Source organism: Brevundimonas kwangchunensis (assembly GCF_039523815.1).
GTDB classification, from domain to species: Bacteria; Pseudomonadota; Alphaproteobacteria; order Caulobacterales; family Caulobacteraceae; genus Brevundimonas; species Brevundimonas kwangchunensis.
This window is the reverse complement of sequence record NZ_BAAAGA010000001.1, coordinates 982701-1001318: the sequence shown is the minus strand read 5'-3', so window position 1 is coordinate 1001318 and position 18618 is coordinate 982701. Positions and strand designations below refer to the sequence as shown.

The 18618-nt window shown below is 69.1% G+C and carries 16 protein-coding genes; 6 read left to right on the top strand and 10 right to left on the bottom strand.

What is annotated here, in order from left to right; genetic code table 11:
* The first annotated feature begins 519 nt into the window (after window positions 1-519).
* Window positions 520-1041: a GrpB family protein gene (locus ABDZ95_RS04840; protein WP_343791187.1), complete on the top strand. Its 522-nt coding sequence runs from the start codon at window positions 520-522 to the stop codon at window positions 1039-1041.
* Between the two features lie 19 nt (window positions 1042-1060).
* Here the strand turns inward: ABDZ95_RS04840 and ABDZ95_RS04835 are convergent, their stop codons facing one another.
* From ABDZ95_RS04835 to ABDZ95_RS04825, 3 genes are all read right to left on the bottom strand, one after another.
* Window positions 1061-1393, bottom strand: a complete 333-nt coding sequence (locus ABDZ95_RS04835; protein ID WP_343791185.1) for a GIY-YIG nuclease family protein — start codon at window positions 1391-1393, stop codon at window positions 1061-1063.
* 246 nt (window positions 1394-1639) lie between these two features.
* Entirely contained in the window at window positions 1640-4228 is a 2589-nt protein-coding gene (gene clpB / locus ABDZ95_RS04830; protein ID WP_343791183.1) for an ATP-dependent chaperone ClpB, read from the bottom strand.
* A gap of 133 nt (window positions 4229-4361) precedes the next feature.
* Complete coding sequence (locus ABDZ95_RS04825; protein ID WP_343791181.1) at window positions 4362-6632, bottom strand: TonB-dependent receptor domain-containing protein; 2271 nt, start codon at window positions 6630-6632, stop codon at window positions 4362-4364.
* A gap of 215 nt (window positions 6633-6847) precedes the next feature.
* Between ABDZ95_RS04825 and ABDZ95_RS04820 the strand changes: the two genes are divergently transcribed.
* Together ABDZ95_RS04820 and ABDZ95_RS04815 are read left to right on the top strand one after the other, a co-directional pair.
* Window positions 6848-8506 (top strand): serine hydrolase, encoded by a 1659-nt coding sequence (locus ABDZ95_RS04820; protein ID WP_343791179.1) that lies wholly within the window; start codon window positions 6848-6850, stop codon window positions 8504-8506.
* 81 nt (window positions 8507-8587) lie between these two features.
* Window positions 8588-9151 carry a CYTH domain-containing protein gene (locus tag ABDZ95_RS04815; RefSeq protein WP_343791177.1) on the top strand — a complete coding sequence of 188 codons (564 nt, stop codon included), beginning with the start codon at window positions 8588-8590 and terminating at the stop codon, window positions 9149-9151.
* Between the two features lie 51 nt (window positions 9152-9202).
* Here ABDZ95_RS04815 and ABDZ95_RS04810 read toward each other — a convergent pair whose 3' ends face one another.
* From ABDZ95_RS04810 to prmC, 4 genes are all read right to left on the bottom strand, one after another.
* On the bottom strand, window positions 9203-9910 hold the full coding sequence (locus ABDZ95_RS04810) for a DUF4893 domain-containing protein (RefSeq protein WP_343791175.1): 708 nt from the start codon (window positions 9908-9910) through the stop codon (window positions 9203-9205).
* Window positions 9911-10119: 209 nt separating this feature from the next.
* Window positions 10120-10785 carry a DUF4893 domain-containing protein gene (locus tag ABDZ95_RS04805; protein WP_343791173.1) on the bottom strand — a complete coding sequence of 222 codons (666 nt, stop codon included), beginning with the start codon at window positions 10783-10785 and terminating at the stop codon, window positions 10120-10122.
* A gap of 109 nt (window positions 10786-10894) precedes the next feature.
* Complete coding sequence (locus ABDZ95_RS04800; protein WP_343791171.1) at window positions 10895-11800, bottom strand: DUF4167 domain-containing protein; 906 nt, start codon at window positions 11798-11800, stop codon at window positions 10895-10897.
* Between the two features lie 374 nt (window positions 11801-12174).
* Window positions 12175-13068, bottom strand: coding sequence for a peptide chain release factor N(5)-glutamine methyltransferase (gene prmC / locus ABDZ95_RS04795; protein WP_343791169.1), 894 nt, complete (start codon window positions 13066-13068; stop codon window positions 12175-12177).
* An 83-nt stretch (window positions 13069-13151) separates the two neighbouring features.
* Between prmC and ABDZ95_RS04790 the strand changes: the two genes are divergently transcribed.
* Complete coding sequence (locus tag ABDZ95_RS04790) at window positions 13152-14387, top strand: YihY/virulence factor BrkB family protein (protein ID WP_343791167.1); 1236 nt, start codon at window positions 13152-13154, stop codon at window positions 14385-14387.
* A 133-nt stretch (window positions 14388-14520) separates the two neighbouring features.
* On the opposite strand, the gene prfA is transcribed toward ABDZ95_RS04790, so the two are convergent.
* A complete protein-coding gene (gene prfA, locus ABDZ95_RS04785) occupies window positions 14521-15588 on the bottom strand; it encodes a peptide chain release factor 1 (RefSeq protein ID WP_343791165.1) in 1068 nt (355 codons plus the stop codon).
* Between the two features lie 176 nt (window positions 15589-15764).
* On the opposite strand from prfA, the gene ABDZ95_RS04780 reads away from it, so the two are divergent.
* A complete protein-coding gene (locus ABDZ95_RS04780) occupies window positions 15765-16394 on the top strand; it encodes a response regulator (RefSeq protein WP_343791163.1) in 630 nt (209 codons plus the stop codon).
* 60 nt (window positions 16395-16454) lie between these two features.
* Window positions 16455-17234 carry a sulfite exporter TauE/SafE family protein gene (locus ABDZ95_RS04775; RefSeq protein WP_343791161.1) on the top strand — a complete coding sequence of 260 codons (780 nt, stop codon included), beginning with the start codon at window positions 16455-16457 and terminating at the stop codon, window positions 17232-17234.
* A gap of 7 nt (window positions 17235-17241) precedes the next feature.
* On the opposite strand, the gene ABDZ95_RS04770 is transcribed toward ABDZ95_RS04775, so the two are convergent.
* The gene (locus ABDZ95_RS04770) at window positions 17242-17832 is read right to left on the bottom strand and encodes a glutathione S-transferase N-terminal domain-containing protein (RefSeq protein ID WP_343791159.1); all 591 of its coding nucleotides are present in this window, start codon (window positions 17830-17832) and stop codon (window positions 17242-17244) included.
* Between the two features lie 4 nt (window positions 17833-17836).
* Window positions 17837-18618 (bottom strand): alpha/beta hydrolase family protein (locus tag ABDZ95_RS04765; RefSeq protein ID WP_343791157.1); only part of this gene is annotated, 782 nt, incomplete at its 5' end.

Below are 18618 nucleotides of genomic sequence, written 5' to 3'. Positions count from 1 at the left end.
CACCCGCCGCCAGATCACGCAAGGCCTCTGCGCCTCCCCGTGCGACGGGATGGGCAAGAGTATGGGGCTGGGCTTTGGTCAGGACGCTTCGTAACGCTACTTTTCTGGGAAGGTGCGGGATTTCAGCGGGTTGGGGCGCGGGGGATGGCTGACAATCGGAAAATAGTCAGCGGTGTTCGGACCCCTCCGTCCCGGCGCGCGAGCGCGCCGGGCCACCTCCCCACCTTTGGTGGAGAGGTGAATCTGGGTCTGTGCTCACCTCTCCAGCGAAGCTGGGGAGGGGGACCGCCGCCGGGGGCGGGGGTGGAGGGGTTTGATCAGCGCCCGCTTCGACCCCTCCGTCTCGCCGGCTGATCGCCGTCGAGCCACCTCCCCACCTTCGGTGGAGAGGTGAATCTGTGTCCGCTCACCTCTCCAGCGAAGCTGGGGAGGGGGACCGCCGCCGAAGGCGGGGGTGGAGGGGTCGCTTGCGCCTCCCGCCTTGAAGACCGCTGCCGACAGGTCGACACTCGCCCCGCCATGCCCCGCCCCGTCACCCTCGCCGAGCCGGACCCCGACTGGCCCGCCCGCGCCGAAGCCCTGATCGCCGACCTGCGCGCGGCCGCTCCCGAGGCCTTCATCGCCCTGCATCACATCGGCTCGACCGCCGTGCCGGGGCTGAAGGCCAAGCCGGTGATCGACCTGCTGGGCGAGGCTGTCGATCTGGCGCGGATCGACGCGGCTCGGTCTGCGCTGGAAGGGGCCGGCTGGCGCTGGCGCGGCGAGAATGGCGTGGCCGGGCGGCGCTATCTGACCCGCGAAGATCCGCAGACCGGCGAGCGCGCCGTCCATCTGCATGCGCACGCGGCCGGCGACCCGATGATCCCCTGGCATCTGGCGTTCCGCGACCGCCTGCGCGCCGAGCCCGCGACGGCCGAGGCCTATGCGGGGGAGAAGGCGCGGTGCGCGGCCCTGCATCCGGGGGACAGCGGAGCCTATGCGGCCTGCAAGAAGGCGTGGACGGATGGGGCGGCGGCGGAGGCAGTCGACCGGCGGAACTGACCTCGCCGGATCAATCGCTCTAGACCGGCGGCGTCCAGTCAGGGTCGTTCGTCGGATACCAGTCGGCCGCCAGATCCCGCCATTCCGGGTTCTCGCGCTCGATCAGCGCCAGCTTCCAGTCGCGCAGCCACTTCTTGAGCCGTTTCTCCCGCCGGATCGCCTTCACGACCCACTGGTGTCGCTCGAACCACACCAACCGCTTGCAGCCGTACTGGTCGGTGAAGCCGTCGAACGTGCCGTTCCGGTGCTGCCAGACGCGGGCATGGAGGTCCGAACTCATGCCGACATAGAGCGTGCCGTTCCGCCCGCTGGCCATGATGTAGGTCGCGATGAAGGTGCGATGCGTCGGCATTAGCGCAACCTATACGATCACACCACCACCGTCTTCCTCCGGCGCGCGCAGCGCGACCGGGGGACCCAGCGGCGCCGCTGGCGAAATCGTCGTCGCGTTTCGGAGCGTGGGGCTTTCGCGCTCCCGCGCGCCGCTGGGTCCCCCGGTCTGCGCCGCGAAGACGCGGCTTGCCGTAGGATGACGACAAATAGGTGCAAGCTGGCCAGTGTGGGCAGTTCGATCTCTCCGCCCAGTGTAGCGTCGCCGCTAGTGCACCCGCGCCTTCCCGATCTTCAGCCCTTCCCCACCCGCTGACACAGCGATCACGCTTCCGTCCGCAACCTCTCCCGCCAGCAGTTTCCGCGCGATCGGGTCCACAAGCTCCTTCTGGATGACGCGCTTCAAAGGCCGGGCGCCGTAGACCGGGTCGTAGCCCTTGTTGGCGAGCCAGGCGTAGGCGGCGTCGTCGAGCGACAACGTCATCCGCCGGTCGGCGAGGAGTTTTTCGAAGCGCTGGAGCTGGATGCGGACGATGCCGCTCATCTGTTCGCGGCCGAGGCGGCGGAACAGGATGATCTCGTCGATGCGGTTCAGGAACTCCGGGCGGAAGTGGGCGCGGACGGCGTCCATGACGAAGGGGCGGACGGCCTCGACCTCCTCGCCCTCGGACTGGTTGGCCAGAGCCTCCGAGCCGAGGTTGGAGGTCATGATGATCAGGGTGTTGCGGAAGTCGATGGTGCGGCCCTGACCGTCGGTCAGGCGGCCGTCGTCCAGCACCTGCAGCAGCACGTTGAAGACATCCGGGTGGGCCTTCTCGACCTCGTCGAACAGGACGACCTGATAGGGCCGACGGCGCACGGCCTCGGTCAGGGCGCCGCCCTCGTCATAGCCGACGTAGCCCGGAGGGGCGCCGATCAGGCGGCTGACGGAGTGCTTCTCCATGTATTCGGACATGTCGAGGCGGGTGATGGCGGCCTCGTCGTCGAACAGGAACTCGGCCAGCGCCTTGGTCAGCTCGGTCTTGCCGACGCCGGTCGGTCCCAGGAACAGGAAGGAGCCGAGCGGGCGGTTGGGGTCGTTCAGGCCGGCGCGGGCGCGGCGGACGGCGTCGGCCACGGCGGCAAGCGCGTCCTCCTGACCGACCACGCGGTGGCGCAGGGCGTCCTCCATCTGGAGCAGCTTCTCGCGCTCGCCCTCCAGCATCTTGTCCACGGGAACGCCGGTCCAGCGGGAGACAACGGCGGCGATCTGTTCGGCGTCGACGACTTCCGGAGTCAGCGGGCCGGACTTGTCCGCTTCGGCGGCTTCGGCCTCGTCCAGCTGGCGTTCGATCTGGGGGATCTGGCCGTAGGCGATCTCGGACGCGCGGCCGAGGTCGCCCGAGCGCTGGGCGTTGGCCAACTCGGCGCGCAGGCGGTCCAGCGTCTCGCGCAGCTGGGCGCCCTGCCCCACCTTTTCCTTCTCCGCCTTCCAGCGGGCGGTCAGGTCGTCGGACTGGCCCTCGAGGTCGGCGATCTCGTCCTCCAGCTTCTCCAGCCGTTGCTGGCTGGCGCTGTCGGTCTCGCGCTTCAGGGCCTCGCGCTCGATCTTGAGCTGGACCAGACGGCGGTCGATCTCGTCCAGCGCCTCGGGCTTGGAATCGACGGCCATGCGCACGCGGCTGGCGGCCTCGTCGACCAGGTCGATGGCCTTGTCCGGCAGGAAGCGGTCGGTGATGTAGCGGTTGGACAGGGTGGCGGCTGCGACGATCGCGCTGTCGGAAATGCGCACCCCGTGGTGGACCTCGTACTTCTCCTTCAGTCCACGGAGGATCGAGACCGTGTCCTCGACGGTCGGCTCCTCGACGAAGACGGGCTGGAAGCGACGGGCCAGCGCGGCGTCCTTCTCGACGTGCTTGCGGTACTCGTCCAGCGTGGTGGCGCCGACGCAGTGCAGCTCGCCGCGCGCGAGGGCGGGCTTGAGCAGATTCGACGCGTCCATGGCGCCGTCGCCCTTCCCGGCGCCGACAAGGGTGTGCATCTCGTCGATGAACAGAACGATGCCGCCCTCGGCCGCCGCGACCTCGTTGAGCACGGCCTTGAGCCGCTCCTCGAACTCGCCGCGGTATTTCGCGCCGGCGATCAGGCTGCCCATGTCGAGCGCCATCACCTTCTTGTCGCGCAGGCTTTCGGGCACGTCGCCGTTGACGATGCGCAGGGCGAGGCCCTCGACGATGGCGGTCTTGCCGACGCCGGGCTCGCCGATCAGGACGGGGTTGTTCTTGGTGCGGCGGGCGAGGACCTGGATGGTGCGGCGGATTTCCTCGTCACGGCCGATGACAGGGTCGATCTTGCCGTCGGCGGCGGCCAGGGTCAGGTCGCGGGCATAGCGTTTCAGGGCGTCATAGGCGTCCTCGGCCCCGGCGCTGTCGGCGGTCTTGCCCTTGCGGACCTCGGTGATGGCGGCGTCCAGCTTGTCCGGCGTGACGCCGGCGGCGGCCAGGACGGTTTTCGCGATGCCGCCTTCGCGGGCGAGGGCCGAGAGGATGCGCTCGGTGGTGACGAAGGCGTCGCCGGCCTTCTTCGCGGCCTGTTCGGCGGTGTTGAAGACGCGGGCGGTGTCACCGTCGAGATAGAGCTGGCCCGAGCCGCCGGAGACCTGGGCGCGCTTGCTGAGGGCGGTTTCGATGTCGGCTTCGGCGCGCTTCGCGTCGCCGCCGGCGGCGGTGATCAGGTTGCGGGCGAGGCCGTCGCGCTCTTCCAGCAGGACCTTGAGCAGGTGTTCGGGAGCGAACTGCTGGTGGCGGCGCGCCAGGGCAAGGCTCTGGGCGGACTGGACGGCCTGTTTGGCGCGGTCGGAATAGAGGTCGAGATTCACGGCTTGTCCCCGGAAGTGGCGGAACCCGCCGTCGCGTCCTCATGCAAGCAACGCGCCGTGCGGTCGGGGATCAGTTGGGTGTGGCCGATGCGCCACGCAAGGGGATCGCTCCCCTCGCGTGGCGCGCGGTCGATCAGTTGCCGGACGAGGGGGCCGAGAAGTCGAACTGCGGATCCTGCTGACGCGACGGGCCGCCGAAGTTCCACGTCAGGCCGATGAAGGCGACCCGGCCGCCGAAGATGCGCTCGGTGCGCTCGGTGAAGGTCGGGGTGTCGTAGGTGGTCACGTCCTTCGACTCGTCCAGCAGGTCGCGGACGGTCAGCTGGAAGGCCAGGGTGTCGGTCAGCTTGCGGCGGTAGCCGAGGTTGATCAGCTGGGTCGCGTCGCGCGTGCCCTGGGCCAGCAGCTGCTCCCCGGTCCAGATGCCCGACAGCTGGACGAAGTCATCGGCCGTGGGCTGCCAGTTCAGGTTCAGGCGGCCGGCGACCACCTCGCCTTCGCTGGAGACGCCGCCGGGGATGTTGGTGGCGTCGATCTCCTGCCGGAACAGGTTGACGCTGGCGTTGTAGCGCAGGGTCGAGTGCAGGCGACCGTTGGCGACCAGCTCGACGCCGGTGGCGGTGCGGGCGCCGAGGTTCTCCGGACGGGTCACCAGCACGCCGTTGCCGATGTCGCTGATCACCTGGGTGAAGGCGTTCTGCGTGTCGCGATAGTAGAGGGTCGCGCCGTAGAAGGTCTGCTGCACGCGGCGCTGCCAGCTGAACTCGAACGAGTCGGTTTCCTGTGGCTCCAGATCCGGATTGCCCGAGCGATAGTTGAGCGGGTCCTGATAGGTCAGGAACGGGTTCAGATCGTTCGGGGCGGGGCGCTGGACCCGGCGACTGTAGCTGCCGCGCAGGGTCTGGGTGTCGCTCAGCTGGTACGACAGGTGCAGGGTCGGATAGGCGCGGAAGTAGTCGTTGGAGCTGGTGGTCCCGGTGGTGATCTGGTCCAGCTCCATGTCGGCCTGTTCCAGGCGCAGGCCGAACTGGGCGCTGAGCTTCTCGCTGAAGGGACGCTCATAGGTCGCGTACAGGGCGTGGACAGTCTGGTCGACGTGGAAGGCGTTGGACACCAGCGGGTCTGGCGTCACCGCCCCGGCCGAGGCGCCGCGGGCGACGAGGTTGTCCAGCTCCAGCTGCGAATACTCCAGCTCGTAGCCGGCGCGCAGGCGGGCGCCGCTGGCGAAGGGGCGGACGTAGGCGCTGGAGAAATTCCAGGTGTCGCTGTTGTTCTGGTTGTCGACGCGCTCGAAGGCGTTCGGCGCGGCCGGGATCAGGCCGCTGACCAGGGTGTCGTGGCCATAGGCGCCACGGCCGCGGTTGTACCGGACCTCGTTGGTCCAGTCGTGACCCTGCGCGCCCATGTTGCGGACGATGCGGGCGGTGGCGCCGGAGAACTGGCCCTCGAAGCCGCCGTCGGAGCTGCGGCGATAGGCCGAGCCGATGCCGCCGCCGGGGGCGTCCGCCTCGAACACGTCCAGCATCAGACCGTCGCTGGCCACGTCGACATGGTAGACATCGCCGTACAGCTGAAGGCGGTCGGTCGGGCGGTAGTCGGCCGAGAAGCGGACAAAGACGTTGTCGTTGGCGCCGCCGCCATCCTGGGTGTTGCGTTGCTGAATGGTCGAGCCCGGCGTGGAACCGGCGACCGTGCGCACACGGTCGGCTTCCATCGTGTAGGTGTCGTGGCGGACGGCCAGGTCGCCGGTCAGGGTCAGCTTGTCGCGGGTCATCACGCCGCTGAGGCCGAGGTTCCAGCGATCATCATTGCCGACGTTGGCGCGGATCGAGCCGGTGCGGGTCGGCCGGGCCTGAGGGCGGTTCGGTTTGGAGATCAGATTGATCACGCCGCCGCCGCCATCCGGGCGATAGGCGGCCGACGGATTGGTCATGACCTCGATGCGGGCGTACTGGTCGGCGGGGATCTGCAGGATGACCTGGCCGCGGTTCTGGCCGGTGAACAGGCCCGACGGGCGGCCGTCGACGAGGATGGTCACGCCGGCGTCGCCGCGCAGCGAGACGTTGCCCTCGGGATCGACCTCGACGGAAGGAATGTTGCGCAGGGCGTCGGCCAACGAGCCAGTGGCCGTCTGCAGATCGTCGGCGACGCTGTAGCTGATCGAGTCGACCGAGGTGCGGATGTCGTTGGCGCGGCCGGTGACGACGACGTCCTCGACGGCCGAGGTCTCTTCCTGCTCCCCGGCCGGCTCTTCGGTAGGAGCAGGCTGGGGCGCGGGCGCCGGCTGTTGCTGCTGCGCCGGCGCGGGGCGCGGAGCGGGCGCGGGCTGGGTCTGCGCCATGGCGGCGCCGGCGGGCAGCGACAGCGCGACGCCGGTCAGCAGGATGATCTTGAATTTCGACATGGCCCCGAGTCCTGAGAGTCCGGGGATCGTTATCGCCCCCGTGAGCCGCTGAAATACCAGCGTCGACCGCACAACCTGAGTTACATCCAGTTTAATTGATTACACTTTTTTCACCGCACGCCATTTTTCGGTCGCACCGTCTGCACGGGCCGAAAGGGCTTTGCGGACCCGGCCGAGGCAGATAGCGTCGGCGCCTCGTGCAGGAGCCTGAATTCATGACATTTCGCCTGACCCGCCGCGCCGCACTCGCCTCTTCCGCAGCTGGAGCGATGGGCGGCGCCGCGGCCGCCCTGCCCTCGATCGGTCATGCGCAGGCGGCGAACGACAGTGCGGATGTAGCGGCCCAGATCGACGCCTTCGTACGCCGGGCGGCGGAGGCCTTCGGCCAGCCGGCGGTGTCGGTAGCGGTGGTGAAGGATGGGCAGCCGATCCTGACGCGGGGCTATGGCGTGCGGGCGCTGGGCGGGGCGGCGATCGACGAGCACACCTTGTTCGCCATCGCTTCCAATACCAAGGCGGTGACCTGCGCGGCCCTGTCGATCCTGATCGACGAGGGCAAGGTGAAGTGGGACGAGCCGGTGCGGACCTATCTGCCCGGCTTCAGCCTGTCGAAGCCCGAGCTGAACGACATGGTGACCGTGCGCGATCTGGTCAGCCACCGGATCGGCTTCGGTCTGGGCGCCGGGGACCTGCTGTTCTGGCCGAACGGCGACCGGACCCGCGCCGAGATCATGGCGGCCATTCCCCATGTGCCGATCGAGAACAGCTTCCGCACCACCTACCATTACTGCAACCTGATGTTCGTGGCGGCGGGCGAGGTGGTCGCGGCCGCCTCGGGCATGCCGTGGGAACAGTTCGTCCAGACGCGGATCCTGACGCCGCTGGGGATGACCGAGACCCTGCCGGTGATGACGGCCGCCGATCCGGCGAAGTCGGCCCTGCCGCATGGCCGCCTCGGGCCGCCGCTGCGCTATCAGGGCGAGCTGCAGACCATCGGCCGGTCCATTCAGGAGGTCTGGGACTGGTCGGCGGCGGGCGCCGCGGGCGGCTTCGTCACCAACCCGGTCGACTGGGCCAAATGGATCGCCGTGCAACTGAACAAGGGACAGCTGCCGAACGGCCAGCGCCTGTGGTCCGAGGCGAGGGCCAACGAGATGTGGCGGCCCAATATCATCGTCTCCAACTCGGCCGGGCCGACGCCGGACCTTCCGGGCCGATCGATCGCCGCCACCTACGCCACCGGCTGGCAGGTGATGGACTATCGCGGCGAGCGGCTGATCACCCACGGCGGCGGCGCGCCGGGCTATATCTCGGGCACCGTCCTGCTGCCGGGCCGCAACGTCGGCTACAGCTATTTCACCAACGCCGAGGAGGGCATGCTGACCCGCGCCCTGCGCAGCGGCATCGCCGACATCCTGATGGGCTCGACCCGCAACGGCCCGGCCTTCGACTGGATCGCCGACGGGGTCCGCCTGCGGGACGAGGGCAATGTGAAATCGATCGCGGCCGCGGCGGAGATCGACACGAAACAGGCGGCCGGCGCGGCGCCGTCCCTGCCGCTGGAGGCCTATGCCGGAACGTGGCGCGACCCTTGGTACGGCGACATCGTCATCTCGGCGCGCACGACCGGCCGGGGCCGCAACCGCCGCACGGGCCTGCACCTCGACTTCACCCGCACCAACGCCCTGAAGGGACCGCTGGAAGCCTATGACGGCGACACCCTGCGCACCCGTTTCCCGGACAAGCGGGAGGAAGATGTGTTCGTCGTCTTCAAGGTCGAGAACGGCGCGCCGGTCTCGGCCACGATGAAGGCCGTCAGCCCGGACGCAGACTTCAGCTACGACTATCAGGACCTGAGGCTGACGCGGGTGTGAGAAACAGAAAACGAGCCCGGCCGGATATTGGCGAGGAGACCGCTATCCGCGCGACAAAGGCTCTTCGCCGGGAGGTGAGAAATGGCGGATATCGATCAGGCAACCGCCGCTGCCCTTGGTTGGCCCAAGGCGAAGTATGCATGGGTCGAGCACGAGCGGCGCTGGCTGTGTCGCGTAGCGCCTCTGGAGCGCACCATCAGCGCCCAGATGTTTGAGGATCTCTACATCGCGGGAACGCAGCTCCGCCTTCGCGAAGCGCTTCCGACGGATGGCGGCCCGCCGATGCGCCGGCTGGGCCGGAAGGCCGACGTCAGCGCTTCGATACGCCTGCTGACATCGATCTACCTTTCGCCCGGAGAGTTCAGCTTGCTGTCTTCACTGCCCGGAAAGCGGCTGCGGAAGATGCGCCACTCACTGGGCAGGGTAAACGGCGCCGATCTGTTCATCGATGTCTTCGAGGGCGAGTTATCAGGCCTGATCATGGCGGAAGCCGAGTTCGACGACATCGAGTCCATGAATGCTTATCCGATGCCGGATTTCGCCTGCCTGGAGGTGACCGAGGACATCCGGTACACGGGAGGACGACTTGTCACGGACGGCTTGCCGACAGACCATTCGACGTTCCTGACATCCGGGCAGGGCTGACAGGCCCGGAGTACGGCCTCCATTCAAGATGGCCAGACAGGGCTTCAGGCGTCAGCGCACGAGTTCGAGAATCTCCAGCTTGGACTCCACGCGCGGCCACGGCACGACCATGCGCCAGCGGTCGGGGCCGATGCGTTCGAAGACGCCGACCTGGTCGCGTTCGCGCTGCTGGCCGTATTGAGGGAAGCCGCTTTCGTCCGTTCCCCAAGCCTGGGCGCCGATGAAGACCAGACGACTGTCCGTGTCCGGATAGAGCAGGCCGCGCGTGCGCTGCGAGCCGGTGGTCTTGGTCAGGATCAGGTCGCCGCCGGGCGTCAGCTCCACCGAGCAACGGAAGAAGGGATATTCGACGTAGCCGAGGCCCTGTCCGTTCTGTGAGCCGATCTTGATCGTGCGGCAGCGATAGGTCCCCGGCGCGGGCTGCAGGCGGCTGGCTTGGGCGGCATTGGGGTCCACCAGGGGGCCGAGGGCCTCGACCTGTCGGGCGAAACCCTTCTCCTCGGCCTCGGCGCGGGCGAGACGCCAGGCTTCGTCGAGGCGGCCGAGGTTGGATGCGTCGTCGGCGGAAGCGACCTGACGCCAGCTGTCGGTCCCGCCCTGCTCGCCCTCGGCCGGGGTCGGCCGGGGCATGGGCGCGAGCGCCGGTTCACCGGTCGCGGGCGGCGCGGCGGGGTCGGCGGGCGCGGGCGTATCCGGCGACTGACCGCAGGCGGCGAGGACGAGGGCGAGGCTGGAAGCCGCGGCGGCGGTGATCCGCATCAGGGATGCTCCGTATGGCAGAGCCGGGGTAACGGCTCCGGGCGCGGAGGGTTTCCGTATTCCTCCCCTTCAGGGGAGGGGGACCATGCGAAGCATGGTGGAGGGGTGGTAGCGGCGAGCGCGGTGTTTGTGGGCGGCGGGGGAGCGAGCGTGTTTCGACCGCCCCTCCACCGCTACGCGGTCCCCCTCCCCCAAGGGGGAGGAATAGATCAGGCGGGGACGAGCTCGAGCAGGTCGAGGTTGGACTCGTTCTGGGGCCAGGGGATGACCAGGCGCCAGCGGTTGTCGGCGAAGCGTTCGAGGATCGCGACCAGGTCGCGGTCGGGGCGCTGGCCGTAGGAGTTGGCGGCGGGCTCGGAGGCGAGGGCCATGGAGCCGAGCATGACCATGTGGCGGTCGTCCTCGGGGAAGAGGAGGCCGGAGGGGCGCTGTGAGCCGGTCAGCTTGACGAACTTCAGGCCGTTGGGCGTCTGCTCGATGCGGCAGGCGAACCAGCCGTAGACGACATAGCCGAGGCCGTCCTCGCCGCCTTGAGAACCCAATTTGACAGTCCGGCAGCGGTAGTCGCCGACCGGCGGGCGGACGCTCGAGCGGCGGGCGTCCGGGTCGATCAGATCGCCGACGCTGTTCAGATCGCCTGAGCCGCGCTGGCGGCGGGCCTGCTGGAGCGCCAGATCCCAGGCGGCGTCGCGGCGGGCGTAGCGGTCACGGTCGGTCGAGGTGACGATGCCGCGCCAGTCGCGCAGCACCGGCGCGCCTCCCCCGCCCGGTCCACCCGGCGGGGGCGGAGGCGGCGGTCCCGGAGGCGTGGCGCAGGCGGCCAGCGCAAGCAGGGAGGTGAGGATCAGGGCCGACAGCCGGACCGAACGAGGCATGGGCTCTCCCGAACGAAGACGAAAGCTCGCCCCCGTTGGACCGGCCCACGCCCGCGACGTCAAGCGCGCTCGCGCCGCAGGTGTCGGATTTGAAAGCCTTTGAGGGCGATCAGCCCTCGTCGGCGGGAGCCTCGGCCTTGCGACGCGGAGCGCGCGGCTTGCGGGCCGGAGCGGCGTCCTCGGCCGGAGCCTCGACTTCGACAGCCGGAACCGTCGGAGCGGCCGAGCGGGTCAGGAAGCCCGGCAGGGCGGCCGGAGCCTCGTCGTTGTCCTCGCGACGCGGGCGACGCTCGCGGCGGGGCGCCGGCGTCTCGGCCTCGCGCTCGATGGCGGGGGCCTCCTCGCGGGGCTCATCGTCGGACGCGGCCGAAGTCTCGCCCTCGGCGCCGCCTTCGCCCTCGAAGCGCTTGTTGCGTTCGTCGCGACGACGCTCCCAGCGTTCGCGGCGGGTTTCACGACGGCCGCCCTCGCGTTGCTCGCCCTGTTCGCCTTCGGCGCGGGGTTCACGCGGCTCGCGCGGTTCACGGGCCTCGCGAGCCTCGCGCGGTTCGCGGCCAGCCTCGCGGTCTTCACGATCGCGCTGTTCGCGCCATTCGCGGCGCTCGTCCTGTTCCTTCTGGCGACGCTCCTGCTCGGCGACCCGGTCGGCCTCGGCCTGCTGGGCGGCGAGGATGGCGGCCGCCTGGGCGCCGGACTCGTCCTCGAAGTCGATGTCGAAGCCCTGACCGGCCAGTTCGCGCTGGGCGATCTCGGAGACCGGGCGGGCCGGCTGCAGGGCGCGCAGGACGCGGAAATAGTGTTCGGCGTGCTGGGTGTAGTTCTCGGCCAGAACGCGGTCGCCGGACGCCGATGCGTCGCGGGCGAGCTGCATGTAGCGCTCGTAGACGGTCTGGGCGTTGCCGCGAACCTTGATGTTCTCGGGGCCTTGCGAGTCCCAGGAACGATTCGGGTTGGTGGCGTTGGCGTTGTTATTGCCGCCGCCGGGCTTCCTGTTGCGTCCGCGTTGACGCTTCATGCCCTTGAAATCTCTCATGGACGCTACCGTGTGCCTTGAAGGATGGGGCGGGCCGGGCACATGCGCCGGGACCGTCCGTGTTCGTCTTCCGTCTTCGCTCGGGGCCCATTCCCCGCTGACGATGTGATCGGAAACCGTCGTCTCCCGCCGTGGTCCGCCGGGCAACCGGCCCGACCGTCACGATCCGGAGCGCGCGCGAGGCAGGAACCTGAAGCGGTTCGAGGCGTGCGGTTCGGTGGGAGACGAAGGAGACTTAGCGCGGGTTGGAGCGGTTTCCAAGGGTGTTTGTTGACGCGGTCGGCAGGGGCGGGATGCATATGCGGAACCGCCCCTCCACGACGCTGCGCGCGGTCCCCTCCCCCGAGGGGGGAGGATTACATCTTGGGGATGGGGTTGGTGCGGGGGTCCGGGCCGTTGGTGACGACACGGTCCCGGTCGGACAGGTCCTTGACCACGATGACGTTCTCGAAGCCGGCCTGTTCGAAAAGGGCCTTGACCTGTGGGCCCTGGTCCCAGCCGATCTCGACCGCGAAGGTCCCGCCGGGTTTGAGGATGCGCATGATCTCCGGGGCCAGCTCGCGATAGGCGACCAGACCATCGGGGCCGCCATCGAGCGCCAGCACCGGATCGTGGTCGCGCACCTCCGGATCGAGACCGGGGATGTCGTCGGACGGAATGTAGGGCGGGTTGGAGACAACCAGATCGAAGCTCTGGTCGCCGAAGCCCGTGGCCCATTCGGTGCGGATGAAGTCGCAGCGGTTGTCGAGGTCGAGGTTGGCGGCGTTCTCGCGCGCCACAGCCAGGGCCTCGGTCGAGATGTCCGTGCCCACGCCCTTCGCCGCCGCCCGCTCGGCCAGGGTGGCCAGCAGGATGGCGCCCGAGCCGGTGCCCAGATCGATCATGGTGAAGCTCTCGTGCGGGGCATAGGCCAGCATGACGACGTCGAGAATGGCCTCGGTGTCCGGGCGCGGGCTGAGCACGTCGGGCGTGACGTTCAGCATGATCTTCCAGAAGCCCTTCTTTCCCAGAATGCGCGACACCGGTTCGCGCTTCAGGCGGCGATCAACATAGCCGTCCAGCGTCGTCAGCTGGTCCGGGGTCATGACGCGGTAGGGATCGGTCAGGATGTCGGTGCGCGAACAGTTGGCCGCGACCTCCAGCAGCAGGCGGGAGTCGATGGACGGGCTGTCGATGCGCCCCTCCTTCAGGCGGGCCGTGGCGGCCTTCCAGGCGGTCAGAAGGGTCGGGGTGGCGGGGGCGTCGGTCATGCGCATGGCCTTGGACCGGACGGCGTGCGATTTCAAGCGACAGCACGGGGGAACGCCTCGCCAGCGGAGCCGTTGACGGGCGGATGCAGAGGCAGTCGGGAAAGAAGGGCGGCGCGGCCGCCGGTTTCGGCCTGTGGGGCGTGCTGGGCGCGATCGCCGGAGGGCTGGCCGCGGGCGCCGGGGCGGCGCACCTGCTCTATACCCGCGGGCACAAGTACGGGATCGAGCTGAGGCCCGAGCGAGCGGAGCCCCTGCCCCCCGGGCCGCCGACGCCCGAGGAGTTCGAGGAAAAGGAGCCCGGTCGCGGCCGGATGGCGCAGCGTCCCGAGGACATTCCGCGCAAGGGCTGGATCGACATCTTCTGGCGCGTGGGCGCGTCCTATTTCGGCGACCGGGTCGGCTTCGTGGCGGGCGGGGTGACCTTCTTCGTGATGCTGTCGCTGTTCCCGACGCTGGCGGCCTTCGTGACCCTGTATGGCCTGTTCGCCGATCCGAACGACGCCTGGGGTCGGCTGGAGTTCCTGTACTCGGTCCTGCCGGGCGGCGTGGCCGAGTTCCTCGGCAAGGAGATGCAGCGGCTGGCCGAAAACACCAACACGGAGCTGACCTTCACCCTGGTGTGGACCCTGGCCCTGTCGCTGTGGACGGCGAACGGGGCGGTGAAGACTCTCTTCTATGGCCTGAACGTCGCCTACCACGAGGTCGAGAAGCGCAACATCGTCCGCTACAACCTGATCTGCATGGGCTTCACCCTGGGCGGGCTGGTGGCGGTGCTGGTCTCGGCCGGTATGGTGGTGGGCGTGCCCGTGATGCTGGGCGTGCTGGGGCTGCAGGACGAGTGGGCCTATCTGACGCCGTTCCGGTGGCCGATGCTGCTGCTGGTCTATGTGGCGGCCCTCACCCTGATCTACCGCGTGGGACCGTGCCGGCAGAAGGCGCGGTGGCGGTGGCTGACGCCGGGCGCGATCTTCGCGGCCCTGCTGAGTCTGGCCCTTTCGCTGGGCTTCAGCTGGTACCTCGGGACCTTCGTGCGCACGGCCTCCTACGGCCCGCTGGCGGCGATGATGGGCTTCCTGCTGTGGACCTGGCTGACAGTCCAGATCGTGCTGATGGGCGCCGAGCTGAACGCCGAGATCGAGCACCAGACGGCGATGGACACCACCACCGGCGATCCGCAGGCGATCGGCGAGCGTGGGGCGGTGGTGGCCGATACGGTCGGACCGCGCCGGGGAAATCCGGCGGCGCTGGCGTTCACGATGCGGCATGCGGAGGCGCTGTCGGATCGGCTGATGCGGCGGAGGATACGGTCGCGGGAGTGACCCCTTGGTGACCCCTCCGTCTCGTCCGCTTTGCGGCCGAGCCACCTCCCCACTTCGTGGAGAGGTGATGCGAGTTTCTCACCTCTCCGCGTAGCGGGGAGGGGGACCGCCGGCGAAGCCGGTGGTGGTGGGGTTACCCGAACTCCGCTTCCAGATCCGCCAGACGCGCCGCCTGATCTTCCGCGATCAGGGCGTTGAGCAGCGGATCGATCTCGCCCTCGAGAATCTGTGGCAGGCTGTGCAGGGTCAGGTTGATGCGGTGGTCCGTGACCCGGCCCTGGGGGAAGTTGTAGGTGCGGATGCGCTCGGAGCGGTCGCCCGAGCCGACCTGCGACTTGCGGGCGTCCGAGCGGGCGGCGTCCTTGGCCTGACGCTGCATGTCGTAGAGGCGGACACGCAGGTTCTTCATCGCCTTGTCACGGTTCACGTGCTGCGACTTCTCGGACGAGGTCACCACGATGCCCGAGGGGAAGTGGGTGATGCGCACGGCCGAGTCGGTCTTGTTGACGTGCTGGCCGCCCGAGCCCGAGGCGCGGAAGGTGTCGATGCGGATGTCCTTGTCCTGGATGTCGATCTCGACATCCTCGACCTCGGGCAGGACGGCGACCGTGGCGGCCGAGGTGTGGATGCGGCCCTGCGCCTCGGTGGCGGGGACGCGCTGGACGCGGTGGACGCCGCTCTCGAACTTCAGGCGGCCGAAGACGCCCTCGCCGGTGACGGTGGCGATGATTTCCTTGTAGCCGCCGGCGTCGCCCTCGGTCGTGCTGTCCACCTCGACCCGCCAGCCGCGGCTGGAGGCGTAGCGCGAGTACATGCGGAACAGGTCGCCGGCGAACAGGGCGGCCTCGTCGCCGCCGGTGCCGGCGCGGACTTCCAGCACGGCCGAGGCGTTCTCGTCGGCGTCGCGCGGAGCCAGCAGCAGGGCGACGTCGCGCTCCATCTCCGGCAGTCGGTCGCTGAGGGCCTGTAGCTCGTCGGCGGCCATGTCGGCCATCTCGGGATCGGCGGCCATGGCCTCGAGGTCGGCCATCTCGGCCCGGGTCTTCGCCAGCGCCATGACGGCGTCGGCGACCGGCTTCATCTCTGCGTGCTCCTTCGACAGGCGCACGATCTCCTGCCCGTCCGTGGCCGCGCCCATGCGCGCCTCCACCTGGTGGAAGCGGTCGAGCACCTGATCGAGCCGGGCCTGGGGAAGTCGCACGGGCGGGATATCCTGAGCTTCGAAGGGGGCGGACCCTTAACGCGCAAGGCGGCGGCTGTCGATGCGACCGGTCACGGGCCGCTTGCCGCAAAGTGATCGGCGCTCACAAGCCCGTCAGGGCGACTGACCGGAACAGCGAGGCTTCCTATCTGCGAGGTCAGGAAGAGGAGGCTTTCATGTTCGACACCCCAACCGATCGGCCGGGACCGCTGGACGAAAGCGTCGATCGCCTGTGCCGACTGTACGACAGCCTGCTGGACGACCCCGTCGCCGCCGAAGCCCCGGCGGCTCCTGAACTGGCGGCGATGGCGCGCATCTTCGATCTGCCTGCCGCCGGACGCGCGGCCGATGTCTGGCGCGATGTTCGCGCGGTGCTGATCCGGCAGACCCCGGCGGAAGTGAGAACTGATGGCGCCCCCTCCCCCACTCCCGGCGAGCCGCTGACGCTGCTGCTGGTTGAGGATGACGCCGACATGGCCGCCAACCTTATGGAGGCGCTGTCCGAGGCCGGACACCGCGTCGTCGGCCCGTTCCATAATGCCGAGGCCGCGGAGGTATCCGCGGCTCTGCATGCGATCGATCTGGCCCTGCTGGACATCAACCTGTCGGGCCGTGGGACGGGCGCGGACCTGGCCAGGACGCTGCGGGACCGATGGGGCGTCAGTTCGATCTTCCTGTCAGGCGACGTGACGGCCACGTCGCGGCATGCCGACCTCGCTCTGGCCATCCTGACCAAACCGTATGGCGCAAAGGCGCTGCTGGAGACGATCGACCGTGTATCGGCGGACGGCCTGCGGCAACGCTAATCGATCTGGGCTGTTAGCGAGGCGAAGCCCGGGCTTTCGGGCGCGCTTCCGAGGGGATTGATGGAAACCTTCCTGCTGTTCTTCCTTGTCGGCGCGCTGGCGCAGTCCGTCGATGGGTCGCTGGGCATGGCCTATGGCGTGATCTCTTCGTCGGTGCTTCTGGCGCTGGGCGTCCCGCCGGCGATGGCGTCGGCCAGCGTGCACGGGGCCGAGGTCTTCACCACCGGCGCATCGGCGGGCAGCCATATCTGGCACAAGAACGTGGAGTGGCGGATCCTTGCGCCGCTGGCGATCGCCGGGGTGATCGGCGGGTGCCTCGGCGCCTATGTGCTGACCGGCATCGACGGCGACGTCATCAAGCCGTTCATCGTCGTCTATCTGACCCTGATCGGCCTCTACATCCTGTGGCGCGCCGGCCATGACCTGAAACCGCGCCGCATCAAGCCGCCCTGGATCGTCGCGCCGCTGGGCGTGACCGGCGGATTCTTCGACGCCATCGGCGGCGGGGGCTGGGGGCCGACCGTGTCCTCGACCATGGTGGCCGCCGGTCAGGAGCCGCGCCGGGCGATCGGCACTGTCAACGCAGCGGAGTTCTTCGTGACGGTCGCCATCAGCGCCACCTTCGTCTGGGCGCTGGTCACCGGCCATTGGGAGGACGCCGGCGCACTGACCGATCACGCCACGGCGGTGGCGGGCCTGATCGCCGGCGGCCTGCTGGCGGCGCCGTTCGCGGGGCTGATCGTCAAGAAGATCCCGCAGCGCGCCCTGACCTATGCGGTCGGCGTGCTGCTGCTCCTGCTGGCGGCCTTCCAGGGCCTGCAGCTGGCGGGCGTGGTCTGACCCGCGCCTAGACCGGATACGTCTCGATAAAGCTCTGGCGCTGCTCCAGCGCCGTCTGCAGTGCGACCAGCTTCGGCCGCCCGGTCGCCGTGTCGAACTCCGGGTGGCGGAAATTCATCCAGGTCATGGCGACGCCGGCGGTCAGGGTCCCGATGTGCCAGTCCTCGGCCGACGGATCGGTCGCCTCCAGCGCGTCGAGCGCGCGGGCGAGGTTTTCGGACCAGCGGGCGATCCACGTGGGCGAACGTTCGGTCTCGGGACGGCGCTTCTCCAGCACCCATTTCACGCCCATCTCGAGCGCGCCGTTGGCGAGGGTCTCGATGCGGCGGACGCGCAGGCGCTCCTCACCGTCCTGCGGAAGCAGGCGGGAGCCCGAGCCGATCGCATCCAGATACTCGCAGATCACCGGGCTGTCGGTCAGCGGCAGGCCGTCGCGGGCGATCAGGGTCGGCACCTGGACGATGGGGTTCGACGCCAGCAGCTCGGGCGCATTGCCGTAGGGATCGACCGCGATCTCTTCGACCGCCACGGCCTTCTCGCGAGCGACGATGCGGACCTTGCGCGCGAACGGGGACGGGGTGGTGATGTAGAGTTTCATGATCTCAGCGCCGTTCGATGGTCACGCCCTCGGGCGCGGTCTGGGCGTTCAGTCGCGCCGCGGCGGCCGCATCGTCAAGGGCATGGGCGCGCATGAAGTCCAGCGTCGTCGTCGCGATCAGATCGAAGTCGGCCGCGTCGGCATTGCCGACGAGGCTGTGGTCGCCGCCGGCGAAGGTCAGCAGCATCTTGTCGCCCGGCAGGCTGGTGTCGAAGGCCGTGCGATGGTCGCGCGGATCGGTGACGAAGCCCGGCACCAGATCGGCGTCGCCGGTGATCATCAACACCGGAACCGAGACCGTGGCGAAGGTTTGCGGATTGACCAGTCCGGGCACATTGCCCGGCGACGACAGGGCCACCACTGCCTTGACGGCCGGGTCGCCCTGCGGCCCGGCGACGGTCACGGCCCCTGCCCCGATCAGCGACATCAGCGAGCCGAAAGAGTGGCCGGCGGCGATCATCGGCTTGCCGGCATGGGACATCTGAACGAAGCCGCGGGTCACGGCCATGTCGATCACGCGGGTGATGAAGAAGGTCTGGCTGTTGCCTTCCGCGTGCTGCGGATGCTGGAGCGAGTCCGTATGCAGCGGGGCGACGACGGTGAAGCCGTGCTCGACCCAGTACCGCAGGATGCGGTGATAGCTCTCCGGCCGGCTGTTCCAGCCGTGGCTGAAGACGATGACGCCCTGCTCGTTCTCCGCCTGCCAGACGCTGAGGTCGATGGTCCGGCCATCGGGCGACGGGAGGCTGACGTGGGTCGGGGCGAAGGCGGACTGCGCCGCCGCGG

Bases quoted from the DNA above. Each gene is read 5' to 3' on its own strand.
- ABDZ95_RS04835 (WP_343791185.1), bottom strand. From the start codon at position 1,393: ATGCCGACGCATCGCACCTTCATCGCGACCTACATCATGGCCAGCGGG.
- ABDZ95_RS04820 (WP_343791179.1), top strand. From the start codon at position 6,848: ATGACATTTCGCCTGACCCGCCGCGCCGCACTCGCCTCTTCCGCAGCT.
- ABDZ95_RS04800 (WP_343791171.1), bottom strand. From the start codon at position 11,800: ATGAAGCGTCAACGCGGACGCAACAGGAAGCCCGGCGGCGGCAATAAC.
- ABDZ95_RS04810 (WP_343791175.1), bottom strand. From the start codon at position 9,910: ATGCGGATCACCGCCGCCGCGGCTTCCAGCCTCGCCCTCGTCCTCGCC.
- ABDZ95_RS04780 (WP_343791163.1), top strand. From the start codon at position 15,765: ATGTTCGACACCCCAACCGATCGGCCGGGACCGCTGGACGAAAGCGTC.
- ABDZ95_RS04805 (WP_343791173.1), bottom strand. From the start codon at position 10,785: ATGCCTCGTTCGGTCCGGCTGTCGGCCCTGATCCTCACCTCCCTGCTT.
- ABDZ95_RS04775 (WP_343791161.1), top strand. From the start codon at position 16,455: ATGGAAACCTTCCTGCTGTTCTTCCTTGTCGGCGCGCTGGCGCAGTCC.
- ABDZ95_RS04770 (WP_343791159.1), bottom strand. From the start codon at position 17,832: ATGAAACTCTACATCACCACCCCGTCCCCGTTCGCGCGCAAGGTCCGC.
- prmC (WP_343791169.1), bottom strand. From the start codon at position 13,068: ATGACCGACGCCCCCGCCACCCCGACCCTTCTGACCGCCTGGAAGGCC.
- ABDZ95_RS04790 (WP_343791167.1), top strand. From the start codon at position 13,152: ATGCAGAGGCAGTCGGGAAAGAAGGGCGGCGCGGCCGCCGGTTTCGGC.
- ABDZ95_RS04840 (WP_343791187.1), top strand. From the start codon at position 520: ATGCCCCGCCCCGTCACCCTCGCCGAGCCGGACCCCGACTGGCCCGCC.
- ABDZ95_RS04825 (WP_343791181.1), bottom strand. From the start codon at position 6,632: ATGTCGAAATTCAAGATCATCCTGCTGACCGGCGTCGCGCTGTCGCTG.
- ABDZ95_RS04815 (WP_343791177.1), top strand. From the start codon at position 8,588: ATGGCGGATATCGATCAGGCAACCGCCGCTGCCCTTGGTTGGCCCAAG.